At 66.1% G+C, this 21,728-nt stretch carries 25 protein-coding genes; 19 read left to right on the plus strand and 6 right to left on the minus strand.

Translation table 11 applies throughout. The annotated features are described in order from the left end of the window. The 7 genes from A6M56_RS15550 to A6M56_RS15580 all read left to right on the plus strand — a co-directional run. Nucleotides 1–261, plus strand: a 261-nt coding sequence (locus A6M56_RS15550; protein ID WP_286758239.1) for a MotA/TolQ/ExbB proton channel family protein, incomplete at its 5' end; no start/stop codon positions are given. Between the two features lie 28 nt (nt 262–289). After that, nucleotides 290–721: an ExbD/TolR family protein gene (locus A6M56_RS15555; RefSeq protein ID WP_045787568.1), complete on the plus strand. Its 432-nt coding sequence runs from the start codon at nt 290–292 to the stop codon at nt 719–721. 22 nt (nt 722–743) lie between these two features. Further along, nucleotides 744–1,793, plus strand: coding sequence for a tetraacyldisaccharide 4'-kinase (gene lpxK / locus A6M56_RS15560; RefSeq protein ID WP_102080071.1), 1,050 nt, complete (start codon nt 744–746; stop codon nt 1,791–1,793). A gap of 69 nt (nt 1,794–1,862) precedes the next feature. Continuing rightward, on the plus strand, nt 1,863–2,051 hold the full coding sequence (locus A6M56_RS15565) for a Trm112 family protein (RefSeq protein ID WP_004631803.1): 189 nt from the start codon (nt 1,863–1,865) through the stop codon (nt 2,049–2,051). Between the two features lie 16 nt (nt 2,052–2,067). Next, entirely contained in the window at nt 2,068–2,874 is an 807-nt protein-coding gene (gene kdsB / locus A6M56_RS15570; protein WP_102080072.1) for a 3-deoxy-manno-octulosonate cytidylyltransferase, read from the plus strand. A gap of 325 nt (nt 2,875–3,199) precedes the next feature. After that, nucleotides 3,200–3,868 (plus strand): adenylate kinase, encoded by a 669-nt coding sequence (gene adk / locus A6M56_RS15575; RefSeq protein WP_045787571.1) that lies wholly within the window; start codon nt 3,200–3,202, stop codon nt 3,866–3,868. A gap of 161 nt (nt 3,869–4,029) precedes the next feature. After that, entirely contained in the window at nt 4,030–4,788 is a 759-nt protein-coding gene (locus A6M56_RS15580) for a 3-hydroxyacyl-CoA dehydrogenase (protein ID WP_045787572.1), read from the plus strand. 14 nt (nt 4,789–4,802) lie between these two features. On the opposite strand, the gene A6M56_RS15585 is transcribed toward A6M56_RS15580, so the two are convergent. Further along, a complete protein-coding gene (locus A6M56_RS15585) occupies nt 4,803–5,696 on the minus strand; it encodes a LysR family transcriptional regulator (RefSeq protein WP_102080073.1) in 894 nt (297 codons plus the stop codon). 120 nt (nt 5,697–5,816) lie between these two features. Between A6M56_RS15585 and A6M56_RS15590 the strand changes: the two genes are divergently transcribed. Next, nucleotides 5,817–6,836, plus strand: coding sequence for a bile acid:sodium symporter family protein (locus A6M56_RS15590; RefSeq protein WP_102080280.1), 1,020 nt, complete (start codon nt 5,817–5,819; stop codon nt 6,834–6,836). Between the two features lie 13 nt (nt 6,837–6,849). Here A6M56_RS15590 and A6M56_RS15595 read toward each other — a convergent pair whose 3' ends face one another. Genes A6M56_RS15595 through tsaE form a run of 3 tightly spaced genes read right to left on the minus strand, consistent with a single transcriptional unit; the run spans nt 6,850 to nt 9,491 of the window. Beyond that, nucleotides 6,850–7,395, minus strand: coding sequence for a GNAT family N-acetyltransferase (locus A6M56_RS15595; protein WP_045787575.1), 546 nt, complete (start codon nt 7,393–7,395; stop codon nt 6,850–6,852). Nucleotides 7,396–7,398: 3 nt separating this feature from the next. Beyond that, nucleotides 7,399–8,919 (minus strand): N-acetylmuramoyl-L-alanine amidase, encoded by a 1,521-nt coding sequence (locus A6M56_RS15600; RefSeq protein WP_045787576.1) that lies wholly within the window; start codon nt 8,917–8,919, stop codon nt 7,399–7,401. Continuing rightward, nucleotides 8,913–9,491, minus strand: coding sequence for a tRNA (adenosine(37)-N6)-threonylcarbamoyltransferase complex ATPase subunit type 1 TsaE (tsaE, locus tag A6M56_RS15605; RefSeq protein WP_045787577.1), 579 nt, complete (start codon nt 9,489–9,491; stop codon nt 8,913–8,915). Before tsaE ends, A6M56_RS15600 begins: the two co-directional genes overlap by 7 nt. A 16-nt stretch (nt 9,492–9,507) precedes the next feature. Here tsaE and queG point away from each other — a divergent pair, with 16 nt between their 5' ends. From queG to plsY, 7 genes are all read left to right on the plus strand, one after another. Then, the gene (gene queG / locus A6M56_RS15610; RefSeq protein WP_102080074.1) at nt 9,508–10,665 is read left to right on the plus strand and encodes a tRNA epoxyqueuosine(34) reductase QueG; all 1,158 of its coding nucleotides are present in this window, start codon (nt 9,508–9,510) and stop codon (nt 10,663–10,665) included. Nucleotides 10,666–10,917: 252 nt separating this feature from the next. Further along, nucleotides 10,918–11,580, plus strand: a complete 663-nt coding sequence (locus A6M56_RS15615; protein WP_045787579.1) for a chalcone isomerase family protein — start codon at nt 10,918–10,920, stop codon at nt 11,578–11,580. A 105-nt stretch (nt 11,581–11,685) separates the two neighbouring features. Beyond that, complete coding sequence (locus A6M56_RS15620) at nt 11,686–12,663, plus strand: tripartite tricarboxylate transporter substrate binding protein BugE (RefSeq protein ID WP_045787580.1); 978 nt, start codon at nt 11,686–11,688, stop codon at nt 12,661–12,663. Between the two features lie 58 nt (nt 12,664–12,721). After that, nucleotides 12,722–13,198: a methylated-DNA--[protein]-cysteine S-methyltransferase gene (locus tag A6M56_RS15625; RefSeq protein WP_045787581.1), complete on the plus strand. Its 477-nt coding sequence runs from the start codon at nt 12,722–12,724 to the stop codon at nt 13,196–13,198. Further along, on the plus strand, nt 13,195–14,130 hold the full coding sequence (gene xerD, locus A6M56_RS15630) for a site-specific tyrosine recombinase XerD (RefSeq protein ID WP_045787582.1): 936 nt from the start codon (nt 13,195–13,197) through the stop codon (nt 14,128–14,130). Before A6M56_RS15625 ends, xerD begins: the two co-directional genes overlap by 4 nt. 20 nt (nt 14,131–14,150) lie before the next feature. After that, nucleotides 14,151–14,642, plus strand: coding sequence for a Cys-tRNA(Pro) deacylase (gene ybaK, locus A6M56_RS15635; protein WP_062737904.1), 492 nt, complete (start codon nt 14,151–14,153; stop codon nt 14,640–14,642). 70 nt (nt 14,643–14,712) lie between these two features. Beyond that, nucleotides 14,713–15,336: a glycerol-3-phosphate 1-O-acyltransferase PlsY gene (plsY, locus tag A6M56_RS15640; RefSeq protein WP_102080075.1), complete on the plus strand. Its 624-nt coding sequence runs from the start codon at nt 14,713–14,715 to the stop codon at nt 15,334–15,336. Here the strand turns inward: plsY and A6M56_RS15645 are convergent. Further along, complete coding sequence (locus A6M56_RS15645) at nt 15,333–15,662, minus strand: helix-turn-helix domain-containing protein (RefSeq protein WP_257984054.1); 330 nt, start codon at nt 15,660–15,662, stop codon at nt 15,333–15,335. The genes plsY and A6M56_RS15645 overlap by 4 nt on opposite strands. A gap of 684 nt (nt 15,663–16,346) precedes the next feature. Between A6M56_RS15645 and A6M56_RS15650 the strand changes: the two genes are divergently transcribed. Together A6M56_RS15650 and A6M56_RS15655 are read left to right on the plus strand one after the other, a co-directional pair. Beyond that, on the plus strand, nt 16,347–16,598 hold the full coding sequence (locus A6M56_RS15650) for a hypothetical protein (RefSeq protein WP_045787585.1): 252 nt from the start codon (nt 16,347–16,349) through the stop codon (nt 16,596–16,598). A 56-nt stretch (nt 16,599–16,654) separates the two neighbouring features. Then, complete coding sequence (locus A6M56_RS15655) at nt 16,655–19,498, plus strand: YadA-like family protein (protein WP_145997199.1); 2,844 nt, start codon at nt 16,655–16,657, stop codon at nt 19,496–19,498. Nucleotides 19,499–19,591: 93 nt separating this feature from the next. Here the strand turns inward: A6M56_RS15655 and A6M56_RS15660 are convergent, their stop codons facing one another. Next, nucleotides 19,592–20,077 carry a YajQ family cyclic di-GMP-binding protein gene (locus A6M56_RS15660; protein ID WP_045202696.1) on the minus strand — a complete coding sequence of 162 codons (486 nt, stop codon included), beginning with the start codon at nt 20,075–20,077 and terminating at the stop codon, nt 19,592–19,594. 105 nt (nt 20,078–20,182) lie between these two features. Here A6M56_RS15660 and murB point away from each other — a divergent pair, with 105 nt between their 5' ends. Further along, nucleotides 20,183–21,211, plus strand: coding sequence for a UDP-N-acetylmuramate dehydrogenase (murB, locus tag A6M56_RS15665; RefSeq protein ID WP_286758240.1), 1,029 nt, complete (start codon nt 20,183–20,185; stop codon nt 21,209–21,211). Between the two features lie 148 nt (nt 21,212–21,359). Beyond that, nucleotides 21,360–21,677 (plus strand): pyrimidine/purine nucleoside phosphorylase, encoded by a 318-nt coding sequence (ppnP, locus tag A6M56_RS15670; RefSeq protein WP_045787587.1) that lies wholly within the window; start codon nt 21,360–21,362, stop codon nt 21,675–21,677. Nucleotides 21,678–21,728 lie beyond the last annotated feature (51 nt).

A 21,728-nucleotide genomic window follows, 5' to 3' on the forward strand; every position in this document is an offset into this window, starting at 1 on the left:
GCGCCGCTGATGGGCCTGTTCGGCACCGTGGTCGGCATGATCGAGATCTTCGGCAGCCAGACCGCCGCCGGCACCAACCCGCAGACGCTCGCGCACGGTATCTCCGTCGCGCTGTACAACACGGCGCTGGGCCTGGTCGTGGCCATCCCGACACTGATCTTCTGGCGCTACTTCCGTGGCGTGGTCGACAACTACGTGGTGGAGCTGGAGCATCTGTCCACCACCTACCTCGACGCGATCCTTCCGCCGCGGCGCGGCTGATCCGGGCAACGCCACACTGGAAACAGCCATGCGCTTCCGCCCGCGCCGCGCCCGCGAAGAGCCGGAGATCAACCTGATCCCGCTGATCGACGTGCTGCTCGTGATCCTCATCTTCCTGATGATCACGACCACGTATTCCCGCTACACCGAACTGAAGGTCAACCTGCCGACCGCCGAGGCCGAGAAGGCCACCGAGCGCCCCGGCCAGATCGTCGTGTCCGTCACCGCGAACGGCATCTACTCCGTCGACAAGCAGGTGCTCGACACGCGCGACGTCACCAGCCTGGCCGATGCGCTGCGCAGCGCCGCGGGCAGCGCCGGCGGCCGCGAGCCCATCGTCATCGTCAACGCCGATGCGCAGGCCGCGCACCAGGCGGTCGTCAATGTCATGGAAGCCGCGCGCGTGGCGGGCCTCTCGCACCTGACGTTTGCCACCCAGACCGGCAAGCCAGGCCGTTAAACAACCTCCCTTCCCGCACTGCATGCCCGTCGCCCAGCACCGCCTCGCCAGCTTCGTCACCCGCCAATGGCAGCAGCGCGGCTGGTTTGCGTGGACGATGTGGCCGCTGTCGTGGCTGTTTGGCGGCGTGAGCGCACTGCGCCGGCTGCTGTATCGCATGGGCTGGCTGCGTTCGGTGCGGCTGCCGATGCCGGTGGTCGTCATCGGCAACGTCACCGTGGGCGGCGCGGGCAAGACGCCCGCCGTGATTGCGCTGGCCTCCGCGCTGGCCGAAGCGGGCCTGCGCCCGGGCATCGTCTCGCGCGGCTACGGCGCGCAGCTCAAGCACCCGCGCCCGGTGCGCGAGCATTCGCGCGCGGAAGACGTGGGCGATGAACCGCTGCTGATCGCGCGCGCCACCGACTTGCCCGTGTGGGTCTTCCCCGACCGCGTGCTGTGCGCGCAGACGCTGCTGGCCTCGCACCCGGGCTGCAACGTGATCGTCTGCGACGACGGCCTGCAGCACTACCGCCTGCGCCGCGACATCGAGATCATCGTGTTCGACGCCCGCATGGGCGGCAACGGCTTCCTGCTGCCGGCCGGCCCGCTGCGCGAGCCGATGAGCCGCCGCCGCGACGCCACGCTCATCAACGACCCCAACTACCGCACCACACCCGACCGGCCCGGCATCTTCGGCATGCGGCTGGAGCTGCAGGACGCCTACAACCTCGTCGACGCGGCACTGCGCCGCCCGCTCGGTGAGTTTGCCCGCTTCGAAGGAGGGCAGCTGCTGGCCGCCGCCGGCATCGGCAACCCCGAGCGCTTCTTCGCCTCGCTGCGCGCCGCCGGTCTCAAGCCGAGCACCCTGCCGCTGCCCGACCACTACGATTTCGCCGACAACCCGTTCGCCGGCAGCCATGCCGAGGTGATCCTGATCACCGAAAAGGATGCCGTAAAATGCGGCCATCTCGACGACCCGCGCATCTGGGTGGTGCCGACCACGCCGGTGGTCGACCCGGCACTGGTCGAACAGGTCTGCCAGCGCGTACGCGCCCTGGCCGATCGCGCCACCGCCAAAGCCGGCGCACAATAACGCCACCCCATCCGCTGTACCGGCGCGCTGCCCCACCCTGGGGGCAGCCGCCACGGAGCCTCTACCGCCATGGACAATCGCCTGCTGGAAATCCTCGTCTGCCCGTTGTGCAAGGGCACGCTGCAACACGACCGCGCCAACAACGAACTGATCTGCCACGTCGACAAGCTCGCGTATCCGATCCGCGATGGCATCCCGGTCATGCTGGCCGACGAGGCGCGCCAGACCGTCGAAGGCACGCCGGTCGACCCGGCCTGATACGAAGGTTCCGCCCATGTCGCACGCGCCGTTCATCGCTGTCATTCCCGCGCGGCTGGCGTCCACGCGGCTGCCCAACAAACCGCTGGCCGACATCGACGGCAAACCGATGGTCGTGCGCGTGGCCGAACGTGCGCACCAGTCGTCCGCCGCACGCGTGGTGGTAGCGACCGACGCCGTCTCGGTGGCCGACGCCTGCATGCAGCACCACGTCGAAGCGGTGCTCACCCGTGCCGACCACGCCTCGGGCACCGACCGCCTCGCTGAAGTCGCCACCGTGCTCGCGCTGCCCGACGACGCCATCGTCGTCAACGTGCAAGGCGACGAACCGCTGATCGCCCCGACGCTGATCGACAACGTGGCCGCCCACCTGCGCGACCACCCGGACTGCGCCATCGCGACCGCCGCGCACCCGATCCACGACGCCGCCGACGTGTTCAACCCCAACGTCGTCAAGGTCGTGCTTGACGCGGCGGACCGCGCATTGCTGTTCTCGCGTGCGCCGCTGCCCTGGGCGCGCGACACCTGGACGCCCGCCGTGATGGCGCGTTCGGTGGCGGAGCGCCCGCTGCCGTCGATGCCCGTGCTGCGCCACATCGGCATCTACGCGTATCGTGCCGGCTTCCTGCGGCGCTTTCCGCAATTGGCCACCGCGCCCATCGAGCAGACGGAGCAGCTCGAGCAATTGCGCGCGATGTGGCACGGCGAGCGCATCGCCGTGCTCACCACCGACGACGCTCCGGCGGCCGGCGTCGACACGCCCGACGATCTCGCGCGCGTGCGTGCAGCGTGGAGCGCCCTGTTGTCGCAGGACGGCCCCTGAGCACGCGTTTTGTCGCAAGTTTGCGGCCCCGGGCGCCAAAACCCCGGCGCCGCCATGGCATAATCGCGAGGACGACAAGCCGCATGCGCAGGCCCACGCAAGGCCGCGCGGCGGCAACAGGGAGACAAGTCGAGTCATCGGTGCCGCCGTCCGGCGGATGCCACTACCCCCGTGTCCCGGTAAGGCTGGCGTCAACTTCGCCCGCTAGGCTGCCTGTTTGCGTCGCCAAGGCGTTTTGGGAATCGGCCCGCCGGACCGATCCCCAACGCGCTTCACCGCTGCTCGATAGCGCGACAAGATTCGAAAACTTGAGGAACTCGTCACCATGCGGTTGATTCTGTTGGGCGCGCCCGGCGCCGGCAAAGGTACGCAAGCCAAATTCATCTGCGAGAAATTCGGCATTCCGCAGATCTCCACCGGCGACATGCTGCGCGCCGCCGTCAAGGCCGGCACCCCGCTGGGTATCGAGGCCAAGAAGGTGATGGATGCGGGCGGCCTGGTGTCGGACGACATCATCATCGGCCTGGTGAAAGACCGCCTCCAGCAGCCCGACTGCAAGAACGGCTACCTGTTCGACGGCTTCCCGCGCACCATCCCGCAGGCCGAAGCCATGAAGGAAGCCGGTGTGCCGATCGACTACGTGCTGGAAATCGACGTGCCGTTCGCAGACATCATCGAGCGCATGAGCGGCCGCCGCGTGCACGTGGCCTCGGGCCGCACGTACCACGTCAAGTACAACCCGCCCAAGACCGAAGGGGTGGACGACGAAACCGGCGAGCCGCTGATCCAGCGCGACGACGACAAGGAAGAGACGGTGCGCAAGCGCCTGGACGTGTATGAAAACCAGACGCGTCCGCTGGTGGATTACTACTCGCAGTGGGCTGCAAACGGCAACGGCGCCGCCAAGGTCGCACCGCCGAAGTACCGCAAGATCAGCGGCGTGGGCAGTGTCGACGAGATCACGGCCCGCGTGTTCGGTGCCCTGCGGGACTGAGCAGCACCGGCCATCCGCCAAAAGAGAAAGCAGAAAGCGCCTCGACTATGAGGCGCTTTTTTTTGCCCGATCGCAGGCCGCTTCGCGCTACCATATGGCGCTGGAATTTACGTGAACGTAAACGTCAAGTAACTCACCGACCACAATCAAGGAGACACGACATGGAGATTCGCGACCAGGTATTCATCGTCACCGGGGGCGCGTCGGGGCTGGGTGCCGGCACGGCGCGCGCGCTGGCCGAGTCTGGCGGCAAGGTGGTGATTGCCGACCTGAACGAGGCCGCCGGCAACACCCTGGCGCAGGAACTCGGCGGGCGCTTCGTGCGCTGCGATGTCGCGTCGGAAGCGGATGGCCAGGCCGTGGTGGAGGCCGCCACGTCGCTGGGCACGCTGCGCGGCCTGGTGAACTGCGCGGGCATCGCCACGGCCTCGCGCACAGTGGGCAAGACGGGGCCGCATCCTCTGGACCAGTTCACACGCGTCATCAACATCAACCTGATCGGCACGTTCAACATGATCCGGCTCGCTGCGACGGCCATGGCGGGCAATGCGCCCAACGCCGGCGGCGAGCGCGGCGTGATCATCAACACGGCCTCGGTGGCGGCGTTCGATGGACAGATCGGGCAGGCGGCCTATGCGGCGTCCAAGGGCGGCGTGGTGGCGATGACGCTCGCGATTGCGCGCGACCTGTCGCGTGACGGCATCCGCGTGATGACGATTGCGCCGGGCATCTTCGAGACGCCGATGCTGCTGGGCATGCCGCAGGACGTGCAGGACGCGCTGGGCAAGATGGTGCCGTTCCCGCCGCGCCTGGGCAAACCCGCCGAATATGCGCAGCTTGCCCGCGCGATCATCGAGAACCCGATGCTTAACGGCGAGACCATCCGCCTGGATGGCGCCATCCGCATGCAGCCGAAGTAAGCGCCGCGCGGCGATCAGGCGGTCGGCAGCGCCATGCGGCGGATCATCTGCCACGCTGCCTCGGCCGCCGGCGAGAGCGACCGGTCCTGCCGCCGCGCCAGCACAATGGCGCGCGTGTCCTTGGGCGTGAGCGGCACCGCCACCAGCGCCGACGACGACGGCAGCGGCAACGACAGTGACGGCACCACGCCCGCGCCGATGCCCGCTTCCACCATGCCGAACACCGCACTGCTGTGGCCCATCTCCTGCGCCACGTCAGGCTGCACGCCGTGGCGCAGGAAGATGCGATCGATCAGCGGGCGGCTGCCCGACGCGTGGTCGAGCAGCACGACGGCGGTGCGGTGCAGGTCCTTCCAGCGCACGCTGCTGCGCTCGGCAAACGGGTGATCCTTGCGGCAGACGAGGCAGAACGGGTCGGTGAGCAGCGGCTCGGTCCACAGGCCCTCGGTATCGAGCGGCTCCACCACCACGCCAAAGTCCGCGCCGCCGGTGCGGATCAACTGCAACGTGTCGACCTGCACGGAGTCCCGCACGATCATGCGGATGTCGGGGTAGCGGGCCGCGCACTCGGCCACGTACACGGGCATCAGCCGCGTCGACACCGTCGGGCTCGATGCCACGACCACGCGACCACGCCGTTGCTCACTGACCTGGCGCGCCTGATGCAGCGTGTCGTCCAGATCGGCGATGAGGCGGTCAAGCGCCGTCGCCAGCGAACGCCCGACCTCGGTCAGCACCACTTCACGCGTGGTGCGGTCGAGCAGCTTCAGGCCCAACTCCCCTTCCAGCTCCGAGATCGACCGGCTCACCGCGGGCTGCGTCAGGCCGATCGTGTCGCCCGCGCGACTGAAGCTGTGCGCACGCGCCACGGCCAGGAAGACGCGCAACTGGCGCAGGGTCACATTCATGCTGGCCCCGTATGAATTGATTCGATCAATGCATTTGTATTCTAGATAGGCCTGTAGTGCAATAACGGTTTCCCTGCAACTTCCCCGGGGCGCCATCACGTCATGGTATGGCGCACGCACATGAAGATTCCGCTGTTATCTCGCATCGACGGGTTCATCCAGGCCATGCTCGTCATGGTGCTGCTGGCGCTGTTCTTCCCCGCGTTGGGCGCCAGCGATGGCCCGCTGCACCTCGACGTCGTCACCATCGTCGGCGTGTCGCTGGTGTTCTTTCTGCACGGCGCGGCGCTCTCGCGCGAGAAGATCATCGAAGGCGCGCGCAACTGGCGCCTGCATCTGTTCGTGCAGACCTGCACGTTCATCCTGTTCCCGCTGATCGGCGCGGTCATCCTGTTCGCGTGCAAGCCGTTCATTCCGGCCGAGCTGCTGCTGGGTGTGTTCTACCTGTGCGCGCTGCCGTCCACGGTGTCGTCGTCCGTGGCGATGACGGCGATGGCCAAGGGGAACGTGCCAGCCGCGATCTTCAACGCGACCATCTCGGGCCTGATCGGCATGATCGCCACGCCGCTGCTGATGAGCTTCGTCATCCACGCGTCGGGCGCCGAACTGTCGGTGGGCAAGGCGCTGCTGGGCGTGGCCGAGCAACTGCTGCTGCCATTCGTGCTCGGACAGCTGCTGCGCCCCGTGATCGGCGGGCTGATCACGAAGTACAAGGCGATCATCAACAAGGTCGACCGCGTGGTGATCCTGCTGATCGTGTTCAACTCGTTTGCCGATTCGACGCACGCGGGCGTGTGGTCGAAGTACCCGTGGGAGACCATCGTGGCCGTGGCTATCATGAGTGGCGCACTGCTGTTCGTGGTGCTGGCGGCGACGACATGGCTGTCGCGGCGTGCCGATTTCGGGCTCGCTGACGAGATCACCGCCGTGTTCTGCGGCTCCAAGAAAAGCCTGGCCAACGGCATCCCGATGGCGAAAATCCTGTTTGCGGGCAATGCCGCGCTCGGGCTCATCGTGTTGCCGACCATGATCTACCACCAGTTGCAGCTGATCGTGTGCTCCGCGCTGGCGCGCAGGTATGCCGACCGCGTCGCGCACGCCGAAGCCCAGGCGAGCGCCCCGGCCAGCCGGCCGGCCTGACGATCCTTTCCGCTCAGGCCAACGCCGTCAGACCGGCGAGCTGCGATTCCGGCCAGTGGTAGGTGCGCACCCAGGCGTGGCCGCCGTCAGCGGTCTCCAGCCGATCGCGGCTGACCGGCACACCGCCCAGGGTTTCGTAGAAGCCGATGGCCGCGGTGTTGGCCTCGTACACCAGCAGATGAAGTTGGCTCACGCACTGGGCCATCGCCCAACGCGCCGCCTCGCCCATCAGGCGCTTGCCGACGCCGTGGCCGCGTGAGGCCGGCAGCAGGTGCAGGTTGTCGACAAGCACACCCCACGGCGTGCCGTCTTCGCGCAGTGCGCACAGAAAGCCGATGACCTGGCCGTCCAGCTCGGCGCACCACACGCGCTGTCCGGCCGTGGGTGCGGCCATGCGCTCGCGCCATTTCGCCTGTATGTCGGTCGCTGCGCGGCCATCGAGATACGCGTCGGACAGAATGCCCAGACCGCGATACGCGCTTTGCCAGCTGCGTGTATGGATGTCGGCGATGATGTCGGCGTCAGCCATAACACTCTCGCGCAGCACGACCGTCGTCATGCGTCAGACACCGGGGTTGCGCGACAGCGGCGGGTTCTTCGCAAAGTACGAGCGAATGCCGCGCAGGATCGCTTCGGCCAGCTGGTTCTGGTGGTTCGGATCGTTGAGCTTGGCCTCTTCCTCGGGGTTCGAGATGAAGGCCGTCTCCACCAGGATCGACGGAATGTCGGGCGCCTTGAGCACCGCAAACCCGGCCTGCTCGACCTGCCCCTTGTGCAGCCGGTTGATACCGCCGATCTGCTGCAGCACCGCGCGGCCGACCTTCATGCTGTCGGCGATCTGCGCGGTGGTCGACAGGTCCAGCAGCACGCGCGTGACTTGCGCGTCTTTCGAGCCGAGGTTGGCACCGCCGATCATGTCGGCCGCGTTCTCCTTGTTGGCGAGCCACTTTGCCTGCGCGCTCGACGCCCCGCGATCGGACAGCACGAACACCGACGCCCCACGCGCTTCCGGTGACAGGAACGCGTCGGCGTGAATCGAGACGAACAGGTCGGCCTGCACGCGGCGGGCCTTCTGCACGCGCACGCCCAGCGGCACGAAGTAGTCGGAATCGCGCGTCATCATGGCGCGCATGTTGGGCTGCGCGTCGATCTTGGCCTTGAGCAGCCGGGCTATCGACAGCACCACGTCTTTCTCGTGCGTGCCGGCGCCGCCGGTGGCGCCGGGGTCTTCACCGCCGTGGCCGGGGTCGATGGCCACGGTCAGCAGCCGGCGCATGCGCGGCCCGTTCGATGGGCTGTGCGATACCGGCGGCTCGGGCACGACGTCCAGCGGCGGCGTATTCGGCGCATTGGCAAGCGTCGATGGCGGATTCGCCGACGCGGCAGGCGGCGTCTTGCGCGGCGGCGTGCGGTTGGCCAGCGCCGGGCGGGAGTCTTCGAGCGGCGGCTTGGTCGGGCCACTGCTGCTGTCGCGGCGAGCCAGCGCGGCGATCGGATCGTCGTCGTCCGACGGTTCGGGCATTGGGGTGCCGCCCGATGCGGCAAAGCGCTCCTGCTTGGCTTCGGTGGCCTGCACCAGCTGCATCAGCGGGTCGGGCGGATTGGTCGGATACAGATCGAAGACGAGCCGGTTGCGGTATCCGGCAATCGGCAGCAGCGTGAAGACCTGCGGGTTGACGCTTTCCTTCAGGTCAAACACGAGGCGCACTACGCTCGGGCGGTTCTGGCCCACCCGCACCTGGCGGATATATGGATCGTTCGGCGTGATCTTCGCCACCAGTTCTCGCAGCGTCGGGCTCAGATCGAGCCCGTCGATGTCCACCATCAGCCGGTCCGGATCCTTGATGAGCTGGTGCGTGGCCTTGAGCGCGACGTCAGACTCGATGGTCACGCGCGTGTAGTCTTCGGCCGGCCACACGCGCACTGCGACGATGTTCGCGCCGCGCGCGATCTGCGTGCCGGCCAGGCTCAGGATGATGGTGCCGGCGCCGGCCTTGGCCATGCGCGCGAGCCATTGGCGGCGGGCCTGGCTGGGCAGGTGCGGATCATCCGGTTGATCGGTCGGCAGATGCTTGATCAGCATGGAAGCAACATGGAAAGCGACTGGAGGAGTTGGAGACCGGTCTGCGTGCGCGCGGTGAGGCGCGCCAGACGCGGTGCATGCTCAACGCCGTCGTCATAGGTTTCGTGCACAACATCGACCGACAACATGACATGCAGGTCCGGTGTGCCGAGCAGCGCCTGCGCCTTCTCCGGCCACTCGACCAGGCACAGCGCTGGTTCGGCAAAGCAATCGCGAAAGCCTGCGTCGGTCCATTCTTCCGGATCGGCAAAGCGGTACAGGTCGAAGTGATAGACCTTCTGCGTGCCGGAGGTTCCGGCCACCTCGTACGGCTCGACCAGCGTATAGGTGGGGCTGCGCACGCGCCCGGTATGCCCGAGGCCGCGCAGGATGGCGCGCGACAGCGTGGTCTTGCCCGCTCCCAGATCGCCCGAGAGCTGCACCTGCACGGGCCGGGGGCCCAGCGCCAGCACGGCCTGCGCGAGCGCCGCGCCAAACGCCGAGGTGGCCGCCTCGTCAGCGAGCGAAAGCGCCCGCTCGGCAGGCAGGGCGGTCGATCCGGAGGGCGAGTCGGCGGGAAGCTCGGTGGGCATTGCGTACAATTTAGGCATGTCCGCCACCCCCACGTCTTCACTCCAAACCAACCTGGATGCGCGCCTGCCGGCCAACGAAGCCGACATGCACGCGCTGGTGGCGCAGATCCGTTCCTGGGGCGCCGAACTCGGTTTCGATGCGATCCGCATTGCGAGCATCGACCTGTCGCACGCTGAAGAAGGGCTCCAGACGTGGCTTGCGCAGGGGTTTCACGGTGACATGGATTATATGGCGAACCATGGCATGCTCCGCGCACGCCCCGCCGAACTTGTTGCCGGAACGGTACGCGCCATCGTCGCGCGGATGCCGTATCTGCCACATCCGACGCGCGAGCGCGCGCCGGCCGAGGATTGGCGCACCATCGAATGGGACCGCCTGCGCCGCCCGCAGGACGCCACCATTTCGCTGTACGCACGCGGCCGCGACTATCACAAGGTCTTGCGCCAGCGTCTGCAAAGGCTTGCGGAAAAGATCGCCGCCGCCGTCGGGCCGTACGGCTTTCGCGTGTTCACCGATTCGGCACCGGTGCTGGAGGTGGCGCTTGCCAGCAACGGCGGCCTGGGCTGGCGCGGCAAACATACGCTGCTGCTCGACCGCGATGCGGGCTCGATGTTCTTCCTCGGCGAGATCCTGATCGACCTGCCGCTGCCCGAAGACCCGCCCGTGGAGCCGCACTGCGGCAACTGCACGCGCTGCATCGACGTGTGTCCCACGCAGGCCATCGTCGCGCCGTACGTGGTGGACGCGCGCCGCTGCATCTCGTACCTGACGATCGAGCACAAGGGCAGCATTCCCGTCGAGCTGCGTGCGGCGATGGGCAACCACGTCTATGGCTGCGACGACTGCCAGCTCATCTGCCCATGGAACAAGTTTGCCGTGCCGGCCAATGTGCCCGACTTTGACGTGCGCAACGGCCTGGACGCCGCCACGCTGGCCGGGCTGTTCGCCTGGACGGAAGCGGAGTTCAACCAGCGGCTGGAAGGCAGTCCGATCCGCCGCATCGGGCACGAGCGCTGGCTGCGCAATATCGCCGTGGCGATCGGCAATGCGTTGCGCGAGCGGCTGTCCGACGACACGCGCGCGCAGCTCTCCGCTGCCCTGCATGCACGCGCCGACGACCCATCGGCACTGGTGCGCGAACACGTCGCCTGGGCGCTCGCGCAGAAGACGTGAGCCCTCGCTCGGCTGGCAAGATCGGCCACTTCAGGCCCGCATGTCCTTAATCGATTTGCAAATGGCGCGTTTTAAAAACGTCAGAAACACGCTGCGCCGTGCATATACCAGGCAAGGAATGTCGCCATAACACGGCAGCCAGCCGGGCCTTATACCGCCTCGCAGCAAACGCTTGCGCATCAGGGCAGATACCGATTGTTTGGAAATAAAACGTCGGGAAAATGACGGCTCAATCCCAGGCCGCCCATTCCGATGTTCTCCGCTCCTGTCGACCTCCGTCGCGCACTGCGCATGACCGTGCGTGTCCGCTCGTCCGTCCGCCTGCATGTCGTGCGACGTGCGTGGCGCAACGGCGTGGCGGCGGTCGTGCTGTGCGTCGCGGGTGCCGTGCCGGCATGGGCTACCGTGAACGTGGAAGGCGTGCCGTTCGACGAGGCGGCGCGCGTGGCGGGGCGCGAACTGCTGCTCAACGGCACGGGCCTGCGCTCGGTGTTCGTGATCAAGGGCTACGTGGCCGGGCTGTACCTGCCCGAGCGCGCGAAGAACGCCGCGGTGATCCTCGGCATGAAAGGGCCGAAGCGGCTGCAGATTCACCCGCTGCGCGATGTGGGCGCCGAGACGTTCATCCGCGCGCTGAACGACGGCATCCACCGCAACCAGACCGAGATCCAGATGCAGCGGCTGGCCGATCGCCTGACCCAGCTCGAAGACACCATGCGCCAGATCGGCGCCACCAAGCGCGGCGACACCATCAACTTTGACTACATGCCCGACGCCGGCACCACCATCACGGTCAACGGCGTGGCCCGCAGCAGGCCGATCCCGGGCGAAGACCTGTACCAGGCCGTGCTGCGCATCTTCATCGGCGACAACCCCGTCGACCGCGACCTGAAAAACGGGCTGCTCGGCAGCTGACGATCGGCTTTCCGGGCGCCCCGCACTGTCACCCGATTCTTGGTTGCCGTTGTGTTATTCAGCAGTTTCCAAAGAACAGCACAGAAAACCACAAGGAGGATGACGATGATGAAGGGACGCCTGACTGCCGGTCTGATCGCCGCCGTTGGAACGCTGCTGTGCGGGCCGACGATGGCCGACAACTATCCGGCCAAGCCGCTGAAGCTGATCATTCCGTTCCCGCCCGGCGGCACGACCGACATCGTGGGGCGCGGCGTAGCCGACCAGCTCGCCAAGGTGCTCGGCCAGCCGGTGGTGGTCGAGAACAAGGGCGGCGGCGGCGGTTCGATCGGCGCCGACGCCATTGCCAAATCGGCGCCCGACGGCTACACCATCGGCATCGCCACCGTCTCGACGCATGCCGTGAACCCGGCATGCAACCCGAAGCTCTCGTACGACCCGCTCAAGGATTTCAAGCCGATCACGAACCTGGCGACCGTCGCCAACGTGATTGCCGTCAACCCGACGTTTCCGGCCAAGAACTACAAGGAGTTCGTGGCCGTGCTCACCGCCAACCCGGGCAAGTATTCGTTCGCGACATCGGGCACCTGCGGCATCGGCCACATGCTCGGTGAAGAATTCAAGGTGCTGACCAAGACACAGATGGTGCACGTGCCGTATCGCGGCGCCGGTCCGGCACTGAACGATGTGCTGGCCAACCAGGTGCCGATCATGGTCGACAACCTGCCCTCGTCGATGCAGTTCATCAAGGGCGGCAAGCTGCGCCCGATCGTGGTGGCGTGGAACAAGCGCATCGAGAGCCTGCCCGATGTGCCCACCTTTGCCGAAGTCGGCCTGAAGGATGCGAACGACCCGGCGTGGTACGGCCTCGTCGCGCCGGCCGGCACGCCGGACGACATCATCCGCAAGCTCAACGAGGCATCGGTCAAGGCGCTGAAGGATCCGGGCCTGGTCGACCGCTTCCGCGGCGCCGGGGCGGAGCCCGTCGGCAACAGCCCGCAGCAATATTCGGCCGAGATCAAGCGCGAGTTCGACAAGATGCGTGCGCTGGTCAAGCAGCAGAACATCAAGCTGGACCAGTAATCCGGCCGCGGGGCCTGTGCTAGATTCGCAGGATCGTTGTCTTGCACCGGCCCCCGTCATGCCCTCCCCCTTCGATGCCGTTCTCGCCGCGCCCTTCGGCAAGCTGGGCGTGCGCGTGGCCGGCGGCGCGTTGCGTGAACTCGTCTACCTGCCGGAGCGCACGCCGACCCTCGATTCCGGCGACGCGCTGATCCGCAAGCTGGCGCGCCAGCTCGACGCGTATTACGGCGACCCCGGCGCCACGTTCGACATCCCGCTTGTGCCCGCCGGCACCGGCTTCCAGCACCGCGTCTGGAACGCCATCCGCGCCATCCCGTGCGGCAGCGTCATCACCTACGGGACCATCGCCCGGCAGATCGGCAGCGTGCCGCGTGCAGTGGGCCAGGCGTGCGGCGACAACGGGTTCCCGATCGTCATCCCGTGCCACCGCGTGGTCAGCGCGTCGGGCATCGGCGGCTTCTCGCACCACACGGATGGCTACCTGCTCGACATCAAGCACTGGCTGCTGCGCCACGAAGGCGTGATGCTGATATGAGAAACGCTGCATTGAAGGACGCCGGCGCCCCGGCGTTACCCCCGCAAAGCGCCGATGCCATCCAGCGTTTCTGCGATGCGCTCTGGCTCGAAGACGGCCTCGCCCGCAACACGCTCGATGCATACCGGCGCGACCTGACGCTGTACGCGCAGTGGCTCGCCGAGCGCAGCAAATCCATCGCCGAGACCGAAGACGGCGACCTGGCCGATTACTTTGCCGCACGCCACGCCGAGAGCCGCGCATCGTCCGCCAACCGGCGCCGCACGGTGTTCAAGCGTTTCTTTCAATGGGCGTTGCGCGAGCATGTTGTGAGCACCGATCCGTCGCGCTTGCTGCCCACCGCCAAGCAGCCGCCGCGCTTCCCGAAGACGCTGTCCGAAGCGCAGGTCGAGGCCCTCATCAACGCGCCGGATGTCGATACGCCGCTCGGCCTGCGCGACCGCGCGATGATCGAACTGATGTATGCGAGCGGGCTGCGCGTGTCGGAAATCGTCGCGCTGAAAACGGTGGAAGTCGGCCTGAATGAAGGCGTGGTGCGCGTGGTTGGCGGCAAGGGCGGCAAGGACCGCCTCGTACCGTTCGGCGCGGAAGCGGGCGACTGGCTGCGGCGTTATCTGCGCGATGGCCGCACGGCGCTGCTCGGCGAGCGCACCGCTGACGCGCTGTTCGTCACCGCGCGCGGCGAAGGCATGACGCGCCAGGCGTTCTGGTATCTCATCAAACGCTATGCGCTGCTGGCCGACATTCACGCGCCGCTGTCGCCGCACACATTGCGGCACGCGTTTGCCACGCACCTGCTCAATCACGGCGCAGACTTGCGCGTCGTGCAGATGCTGCTCGGCCACGCAGACATTTCGACCACGCAGATCTACACCCACGTCGCGCGGGAGCGTCTGCGCACACTGCATGCGCAGCACCATCCGCGCGGATAGCGATCGTTCCCCTGCCCCGTATGAGCAAGTCCAAGCACGTCTCCGAGACCCCGGCCACCCAGTTCCTCAAGGCACATGGCGTCGTTTTCACCGAACACACCTACGACTATGTCGACAAGGGCGGCACGACCGAGTCTTCGCGCCAGCTTGGCGTCGATGAACATCACGTCGTCAAGACGCTGGTGATGGAAGACGAGCACGCCAAGCCGCTGATCGTGCTGATGCACGGGGATTGCTCGGTCTCCACCAAGAACCTCGCGCGCCAGACCGGGCGCAAGAACGTACAGCCCTGCAAGCCCGAGGTGGCACAGCGGCACAGCGGTTACCTGGTGGGCGGCACGTCGCCGTTTGGCGTGCGCAAGGCGATGCCGGTGTATGTGGAAGCGAGCGTGCTAGAGCTGGAGCGCATCTACATCAACGGCGGCAGGCGCGGCTTTCTTGTCAGCATCGCGCCCAGCGTGCTGACCACCGTGCTGAATGCGCAGCCCGTCAACTGTGCAAACCCCGATTGAAACGAACGCGGCGGCTGGGGCACCCTACGCGGCGCGCTACAATCCCGCAGCCTGATTTCACCGATTTCCTATGTCCCCAGTCGTCGCAACCGTCATTTTTGCCGTGGCCGCCTACCTGATCGGCTCGATCTCGTTTGCCGTGGTGGTGAGCCGCGCGATGGGTCTGGCAGACCCGCGCACCTACGGCTCGGGCAACCCCGGCGCCACCAACGTGCTGCGCTCGGGCAACAAGAAGGCGGCCATCCTCACGCTGCTCGGCGATGCCGCCAAGGGGTGGCTGGCGGTATGGCTGGCGCAACTGCTGGCACTGCGCTTCGGCGTGGGTGAGGTCGGCATTGCGCTGGTGGTGATCGCCGTGTTCCTCGGCCACTTGTATCCGGTGTTTCACCGCTTCGCCGGCGGCAAGGGTGTGGCCACCGCAGCTGGCATCCTGCTCGCACTGAACGTGTGGCTGGGGCTGGCCACGCTGGCCACCTGGCTCATCATCGCCGTGTTCTTCCGCTATTCGTCGTTGGCGGCGCTGGTGTCGGCGGTGTTCGCGCCGTTCTTCTACGTGCTGATGAACGGCTTCGACTGGATTGCGGGGGCGGTTGCGTTGATGGCGGTACTGCTCATCGCGCGCCACCGCGCCAATATCGCCAAGCTGCTCGCCGGCAAGGAAAGCCGCATCGGCGAGAAGAAAAAAGCGGCCTAATTCCGCAGCTCGGCGCGCACCGAATGCGCGCGCCGATGTTCTCCGGGCGGCCGCCCCGTGTGCCGCCGGATCAATCGCCGAAAGGCAGACATGTCCTGATAGCCGCACTGCTCGGCAATCGCCGTCAGGCTCAGCGTGCTGACTTCGAGCAGGTGACACGCGCGCTCCACGCGCAACCGGTGCAGCAATTGCAGCGGCGACGTCCCCACTGTTTTCGCGAAATGCCGCAGCAGCGTCCGCTCGCTGGTTGAGGCCGCGGCCGCAAGTTTTTCCAGATCAAACGGTTCGCGCAGATGCTGCTGCAGGTATCGCCGCGCCCGCAGCACAACGCTGTCGCGGATGGCCGGTTTGCTGCACAGCCAGATGCCGATCGCCTCGCCGCACGAGGGTGATCGAGTACCGCATTGCCCACGGTGCGGGCAAGCCGCGCATCCGCCAATCGCGCGACCAACCGGTGTGCGAGCGCCACGCCATGCTCCATCGCCCGTGCGGTGATGACGTTGCCACTGGTGACAATCGCCTGTGCGGGCACCACCTTCAGGCTGGGGACATTGCCCTGCACCCACCCGGCAATCAGCCACATGACGGTCAGGCGCTGGCCGGGCGGCAGCACGTCGGCCAACATCGCCACCCCCGTGAAGGGCGATGCCACGCGGCGGCCTGCCGAAGGGCTTGCAGGTGTATTTCGGCACGAGCTACATCCAGCCGGTTACGTTCGACGATCAGGGCCGGTGGCGGATGCGCTTCTTACCTACGGTGAATCGACCGCCCCGCCTCGCCGCATGCGTTCGACCAGATGCGCGGCTTTCGGCCAAGCGCTGAGACCGGCGGCCGTGCGATGCAGCGGCGCGTCCCTTTGCCGCGCATCCGGACGATTCCGCCTGCTTAAGCCACTCTTGCCAGAAGGCACCGTGCATTTCCCGTATCACCCGAGCTGGCCCGCGTTCGTCGCGGGCCGTTTCTTTTGGTGCATTCGGCGCACAACAACCTATCGAGACAGACACCCAGCCATGGCCACTCGCATTGTCATGCCAGGCAAGGTCAACCCGATGATCCCGGAAGTGGTCAACGAGATCGCCTATAAGGTGATCAGCAACGACGTCACCATCACCCTTGCCGCGAGGCCGGGCAGCGCCAGCTCAGTGCGGTCACACCTTCGCGCCCAACTGGCGGCCTTCGACACCCTACGAACCCGCCTGCCCCGGGTCGAACGCCTGTTGAAAAGATGCGCAGCTTGCAGCTTGCGCTGGGCAGCGATCTGATGCCCGCATCGCTGGAGGGCTATGCCTTGCTCTAGGTCTCGGGCCAGGGTGAAGCGTTGGATTCGGCACGCAAAGCGTTGTCGGCACGCCTTACCGGCCGCGCGGCCAAGAAGCGGAATAACGCTGTACGGCGCTTGCAAGACCCCCGCCCGGTGCGGGGGTTTAGTGTTTTTGACGCCGCGCAATTGGCGCTACGGTGCGGTTTTCTGGTTTGTGGACGCATTTCCTTTAAGACTTTTCTTATTCAGGAAACACCCCTCCATCCTTATGCTGAATCCGTCACCAATGATCAATTCACGGGAAGGACGAGGATCATGAACAAGACCTATCGCACTGTTTTCAACACCGCCACCGGAACGTATGTCGCCGCTTCGGAACTGGCCCGTGGCCGCAAGAAGGGCGAGACTGCCCTGGCGCTGGTGGCTGCCGCCATGCTGTCGATCTCGGGCACTGCGTTAGCGGCTGACGCCGATGACGAAGACGAGACCGACGAGGACAAGCCGGTGGTGAGCACCTTAGCGCCGCGTTCGATTGGTACGAACAGCATGATTGGAATCAGGGTCGCAAACGAATGGGGGGCCGCAGCAGGAACCTCGGATGTCGCTATTGGCGAAGCATCGAAGACGACGGATTATTCGGCCGGGCAGGTTGCAGGTGCCATCGCTATTGGACGCGACACCAGTGCCACGGATCGTCCTACGGGAACTACGAGCGGATTGGTAGGAATTCCGGGCCTGGCCAACACCTCGATCGCTATGGGGCGAAGGTCTGCGGCCGACTATGGAAGCGTGGCGCTGGGGCCCGATGCTCAAGCAAACAACGCGGCTTCCGTTGCCCTGGGCAACGGCTCCGTTACGGATCGCGACCTGTCGGTCTCTGTTGGTAATGCCGGCCTCGGCATGACGCGCCAGATCACCAATGTGGCCGCCGGCACGAAAGACAATGACGCCGTCAACTTCGGCCAAATGAATGCGGCGCTGGCAACCAAGGTAGACAACACGCTCGTCAAGATCGGCGGTGCCGCCGCGGCAACGGTCAGCGGCCGCTCAACGAACATTGCCATTGGCGCCGGTTCTGAATCGACGGGCGCCGCGGGCAACAGCGGCACAGTCGCCATTGGCGAATTGGCCAAAGCCAACGGCGATGCAAGCTCCATTGCCATCGGCGCAGCCACCGTAGCGTCCGGGCAGAGCGCCGTTGCCATGGGACTTCGTTCCCAGGCGACCAACTCAAACTCGCTGGCGCTCGGGTACCAGGCATCGGCTACGGCCAATAGCGCCGTCGCCCTGGGTGCAGATTCGGTGGCGGATGTGGCCAACACCGTGTCGGTGGGTAACGCCACCACCAAGCGCAAGATCGTCAACATGGCTGCCGGCACGGTCTCGTCCACCAGCAAGGATGCCATCAACGGCGGCCAGCTGTATGGCGTGGCCGACAGCGTGGCTTCGGCCATGGGCGGCGGTGCGAGCGTCAATGCGGACGGTTCGATCGAGGCTCCGAGCTTCACCGTGGGTGATGGCAAGGGCGGCACGACCACGGTCAACAACGTGGGCGCTGTGGTGACGAACCTGAATGGCCGTGTGACGAGCAATGAAACCAGCATCACCGATCTGCAGAAGGCCGTGGGCTCGGGCACGGTGGGCCTGGTGCAGCAAGCCGCTGGGGGCGGCAAGCTGACGGTCGGTAAGGACGCCGATGGCACGGAGGTGGATTTCACCGGCAAGGGCGGCGCCGGCCGCAAGCTCACGGGCCTGGCCAACGGCACCGTGGCGCCGGGCAGCAAGGACGCAGTGACGGGCGATCAGCTGAACACAACCAACAGCAACGTGAGTGCCCTGAGCACGCGCGTGACGGCCAGCGAGACGAACATCACCGATCTGCAAACGAAGATCGGCTCGGGCTCGATCGGCCTGGTGCAGCAGGATGCGACCACCCACGCCATCAACGTGGCGGCTGCCGCGGGTGGTACGTCGGTGAACTTTGCCGGCACGGATGGCGTGCGCGTGCTCAGCGGCGTGGGCGCTGGCGTGGCTAACACCGATGCGGTGAGCGTCGGACAGTTGAAGTCAGTGATCGGCTACAACATGGTTGACCCGCTCGACCCGCTGATGGCGACGCGCTATGACAGCGCGGACATGAAGTCCGTTACGTTTGGCGGCGACCCGCTGTTCGGTACGGTGCTGCACAACGTGGGCATGGGCGCCATTACGCCAGACAGCAAGGACGCCGTGAACGGCAGCCAGTTGTTCGCCACCAACGAGAAGATCGCTGCGTTGGATGGCCGCGTGTCGGGTCTGGAGTCCGTCGTGGGTTCGGGCAGCGGCACGGGTGGTGGCTCGGATGCGCAGGGCACGGGCGGCCCCGGTTCGACCGTCGTTGGTGCGGGCTCCGTGGCCTCGGGCGACAACAGCACGGCTGTCGGCGCGGGTGCCATCGCAACGGGTAAGAACAGCACGGCAATGGGTCAGGGGTCCACGGCAACGGGCAACAACTCGGTGGCCATCGGTGCCGGTTCGATGGCCACGCGTGACAACGAGGTGTCGTTCGGCTCGGCAGGCAATGAGCGCGTTCTCGGCAACGTAGCCGAAGGCGTGCGCGATACCGATGCCGTGAACAAGGGTCAGATGGATCGTGCGATTGGCGGCGTGCAAAACCAGATTGCCGACGTGTCGCGCACGGCCTACGCCGGTATCGCTGCAGCCACCGCGCTGTCGATGATTCCAGGCGTGGACCCGGGCAAGACCCTGTCGCTGGGCATCGGCACGGCCAACTACCAAGGCTACCAGGCCGTGGCGCTGGGCGGCGAGGCGCGCATCAACGCCAACATCAAGGTGAAGGCTGGCGTGGGCATGTCCAGCGCCGCCACTACCGTGGGCGCGGGTGCGTCGTACCAGTGGTAAGCCGCCCCTAGCCTCCACGCAGTCCAAAGCAAAACGCCCCGTATGGCATGTGCGGGGCGTTTTTGCTTGGTTTGGTTGAAGTCGGCGAGCCGGTCAGTCGCGGAAGTTGTTGAAATCCAGCGGGGTGTCGCTCACTTCCTTGCGCAGCATGGCAATCACGCTTTGCAGGTCGTCTCGCTTGGCGCCGGTCACGCGCACCGCGTCGCCCTGGATGCTCGCCTGCACCTTGATCTTGCTGTCCTTGATCGTCTTGACGATCTTCTTGGCCAGGTCGCCCGAGACGCCCTTCTTGATCTTGACGACCTGCTTCATCTTGTCGCCGCCGATCTTTTGCTTGTCCTGGTAGTCCAGGAAGCGCACGTCGACGTTGCGCTTGGCAAGCTTGTTCATCAGCACGTCGTTGACCTGACCGATCTTGAAATCGTCGTCGGCAAACAGCGTGAGTTCCTGCTCCTTGTGCTCGACGCGGGAGTCGGAGCCCTTGAAGTCGAATCGCGTCGAAATTTCTTTGTTGGCCTGTTCCACGGCGTTCTTCACTTCCACCATGTTGGCTTCGCATACCACGTCAAACGACGGCATCGTGTTCTCCTTGCAGACTTGAATCGGGTTGCTGCGGCGCCTGTGTGCGGGGGCCGCGTGCGCCATGGCTTCTATAATCTCGGCTTTCCCAGCAGATTTGGCGCCATGGCGTTGCTCGACACGCATTATCCCCTAGGCCAGCACAACACGTTCCGTTTCGAGGCCACTGCGCGCTATGCCGCCCACGTTCGCACGCCGGACGACATTCCCGCCGCGCTGGCCGACCCGCGCGTGCAGGGCTTGCCGGTGCTGGTGCTGGGCGGTGGCAGCAACGTCGTGCTCACACGCGATTTCGAAGGCCTGGTGCTGCTGATGGAGATTCCGGGCATCGCGACCGGCCGAAGCATGGTCGATGGCCGCGCAGTCCACACCGTCACCGCAGGCGCCGGCGAATCGTGGCATGGCCTGGTCGCCCACACGGTGGCGCATGGCTTGCCTGGGCTGGAAAACCTCGCGCTGATTCCCGGCACGGTGGGCGCCGCGCCCATCCAGAACATTGGCGCATACGGTGTCGAGATCAAGGACCGCTTCCATTCCCTGCGCGCCTACGACCGCCACGCCGGCGAATTCGTCACCCTCGCCGCCACCGATTGCGCCTTTGGCTATCGCGACAGCCTCTTCAAGCGTGCCGGCGCCGATCGCTACGTCATCACCGAGGTCACCTTCGCCCTGCCGGTCGATTGGCAGCCCGACACGCATTACGCCGAACTCGCGCGCGAGCTGTCCGCGCAAAACATCGCCGGCCCCACGGCGCAGGACATCTTCGATGCGGTGGTCGCCATCCGCCGCCGGAAGCTGCCCGACCCAGCCGAGATCGGCAACGCCGGCAGCTTCTTCAAGAACCCCATCGTCGATGCCGCCACGCGCGATGCCCTCGCCGAGCGTTTCCCGAATCTGGTCGGATATGTGCAGCCCGACGGCACGTACAAGCTCGCCGCCGGCTGGTTGATCGATCAGTGCGGCTTCAAGGGCCGGCAGAGCGGCGCGGTGGGTGTATACGAAAAACAGGCGCTGGTGCTGGTGCACCGAGGCGGCGGCAGCGCGGTCCAGCTGATGACGCTGGCGCGCGAGATCCAGGACGCGGTTCATGCGCGCTTTGGCGTGCGCATCGAACCTGAACCCGTCGTGGTGTAAACAGGCGACCGGATGGGCGCGCTGGGCATCTTGCGCCACATGCCCCGTGCCTGGATTCGGGCAGCCTCCGCCTGACGTACCCGCGGTCGATCCAATGGCCTAAAATGGCTGGTTTGACCCCACGACCTCCCTTTTCGCGTTCCATTTCATGACCACCGAAACCTTTGACGGCGTCCGCCTGACCACCAAGGCCAATGTGTACTTTGACGGAAAGTGCGTCAGCCACAGCTTTACCCTGCCCGACGGCACCAGGAAGTCCGTGGGCGTGGTGCTGCCGGCCACGCTGACCTTCAGCACGGCCGCCGCCGAGATCATGGAATGCGTGGGCGGTTCGTGCGAATACAAGCTCGACGGCACCGATGAATGGAAGACGTCCGGCGCAGGCGAGAGCTTCCAGGTTCCGGCCAACTCGAAGTTCGACATTCGAGTGACCGAGGCCTACCACTACATCTGCCACTACGCCTGAAACCAGCTCGCGATCCTACTGCGCACTCCGATCTTGGCCCTGCGATGCTCG

Source organism: Ralstonia sp. RL (genome assembly GCF_001683835.1).
Taxonomy (GTDB): Bacteria; Pseudomonadota; Gammaproteobacteria; order Burkholderiales; family Burkholderiaceae; genus Ralstonia; species Ralstonia mannitolilytica.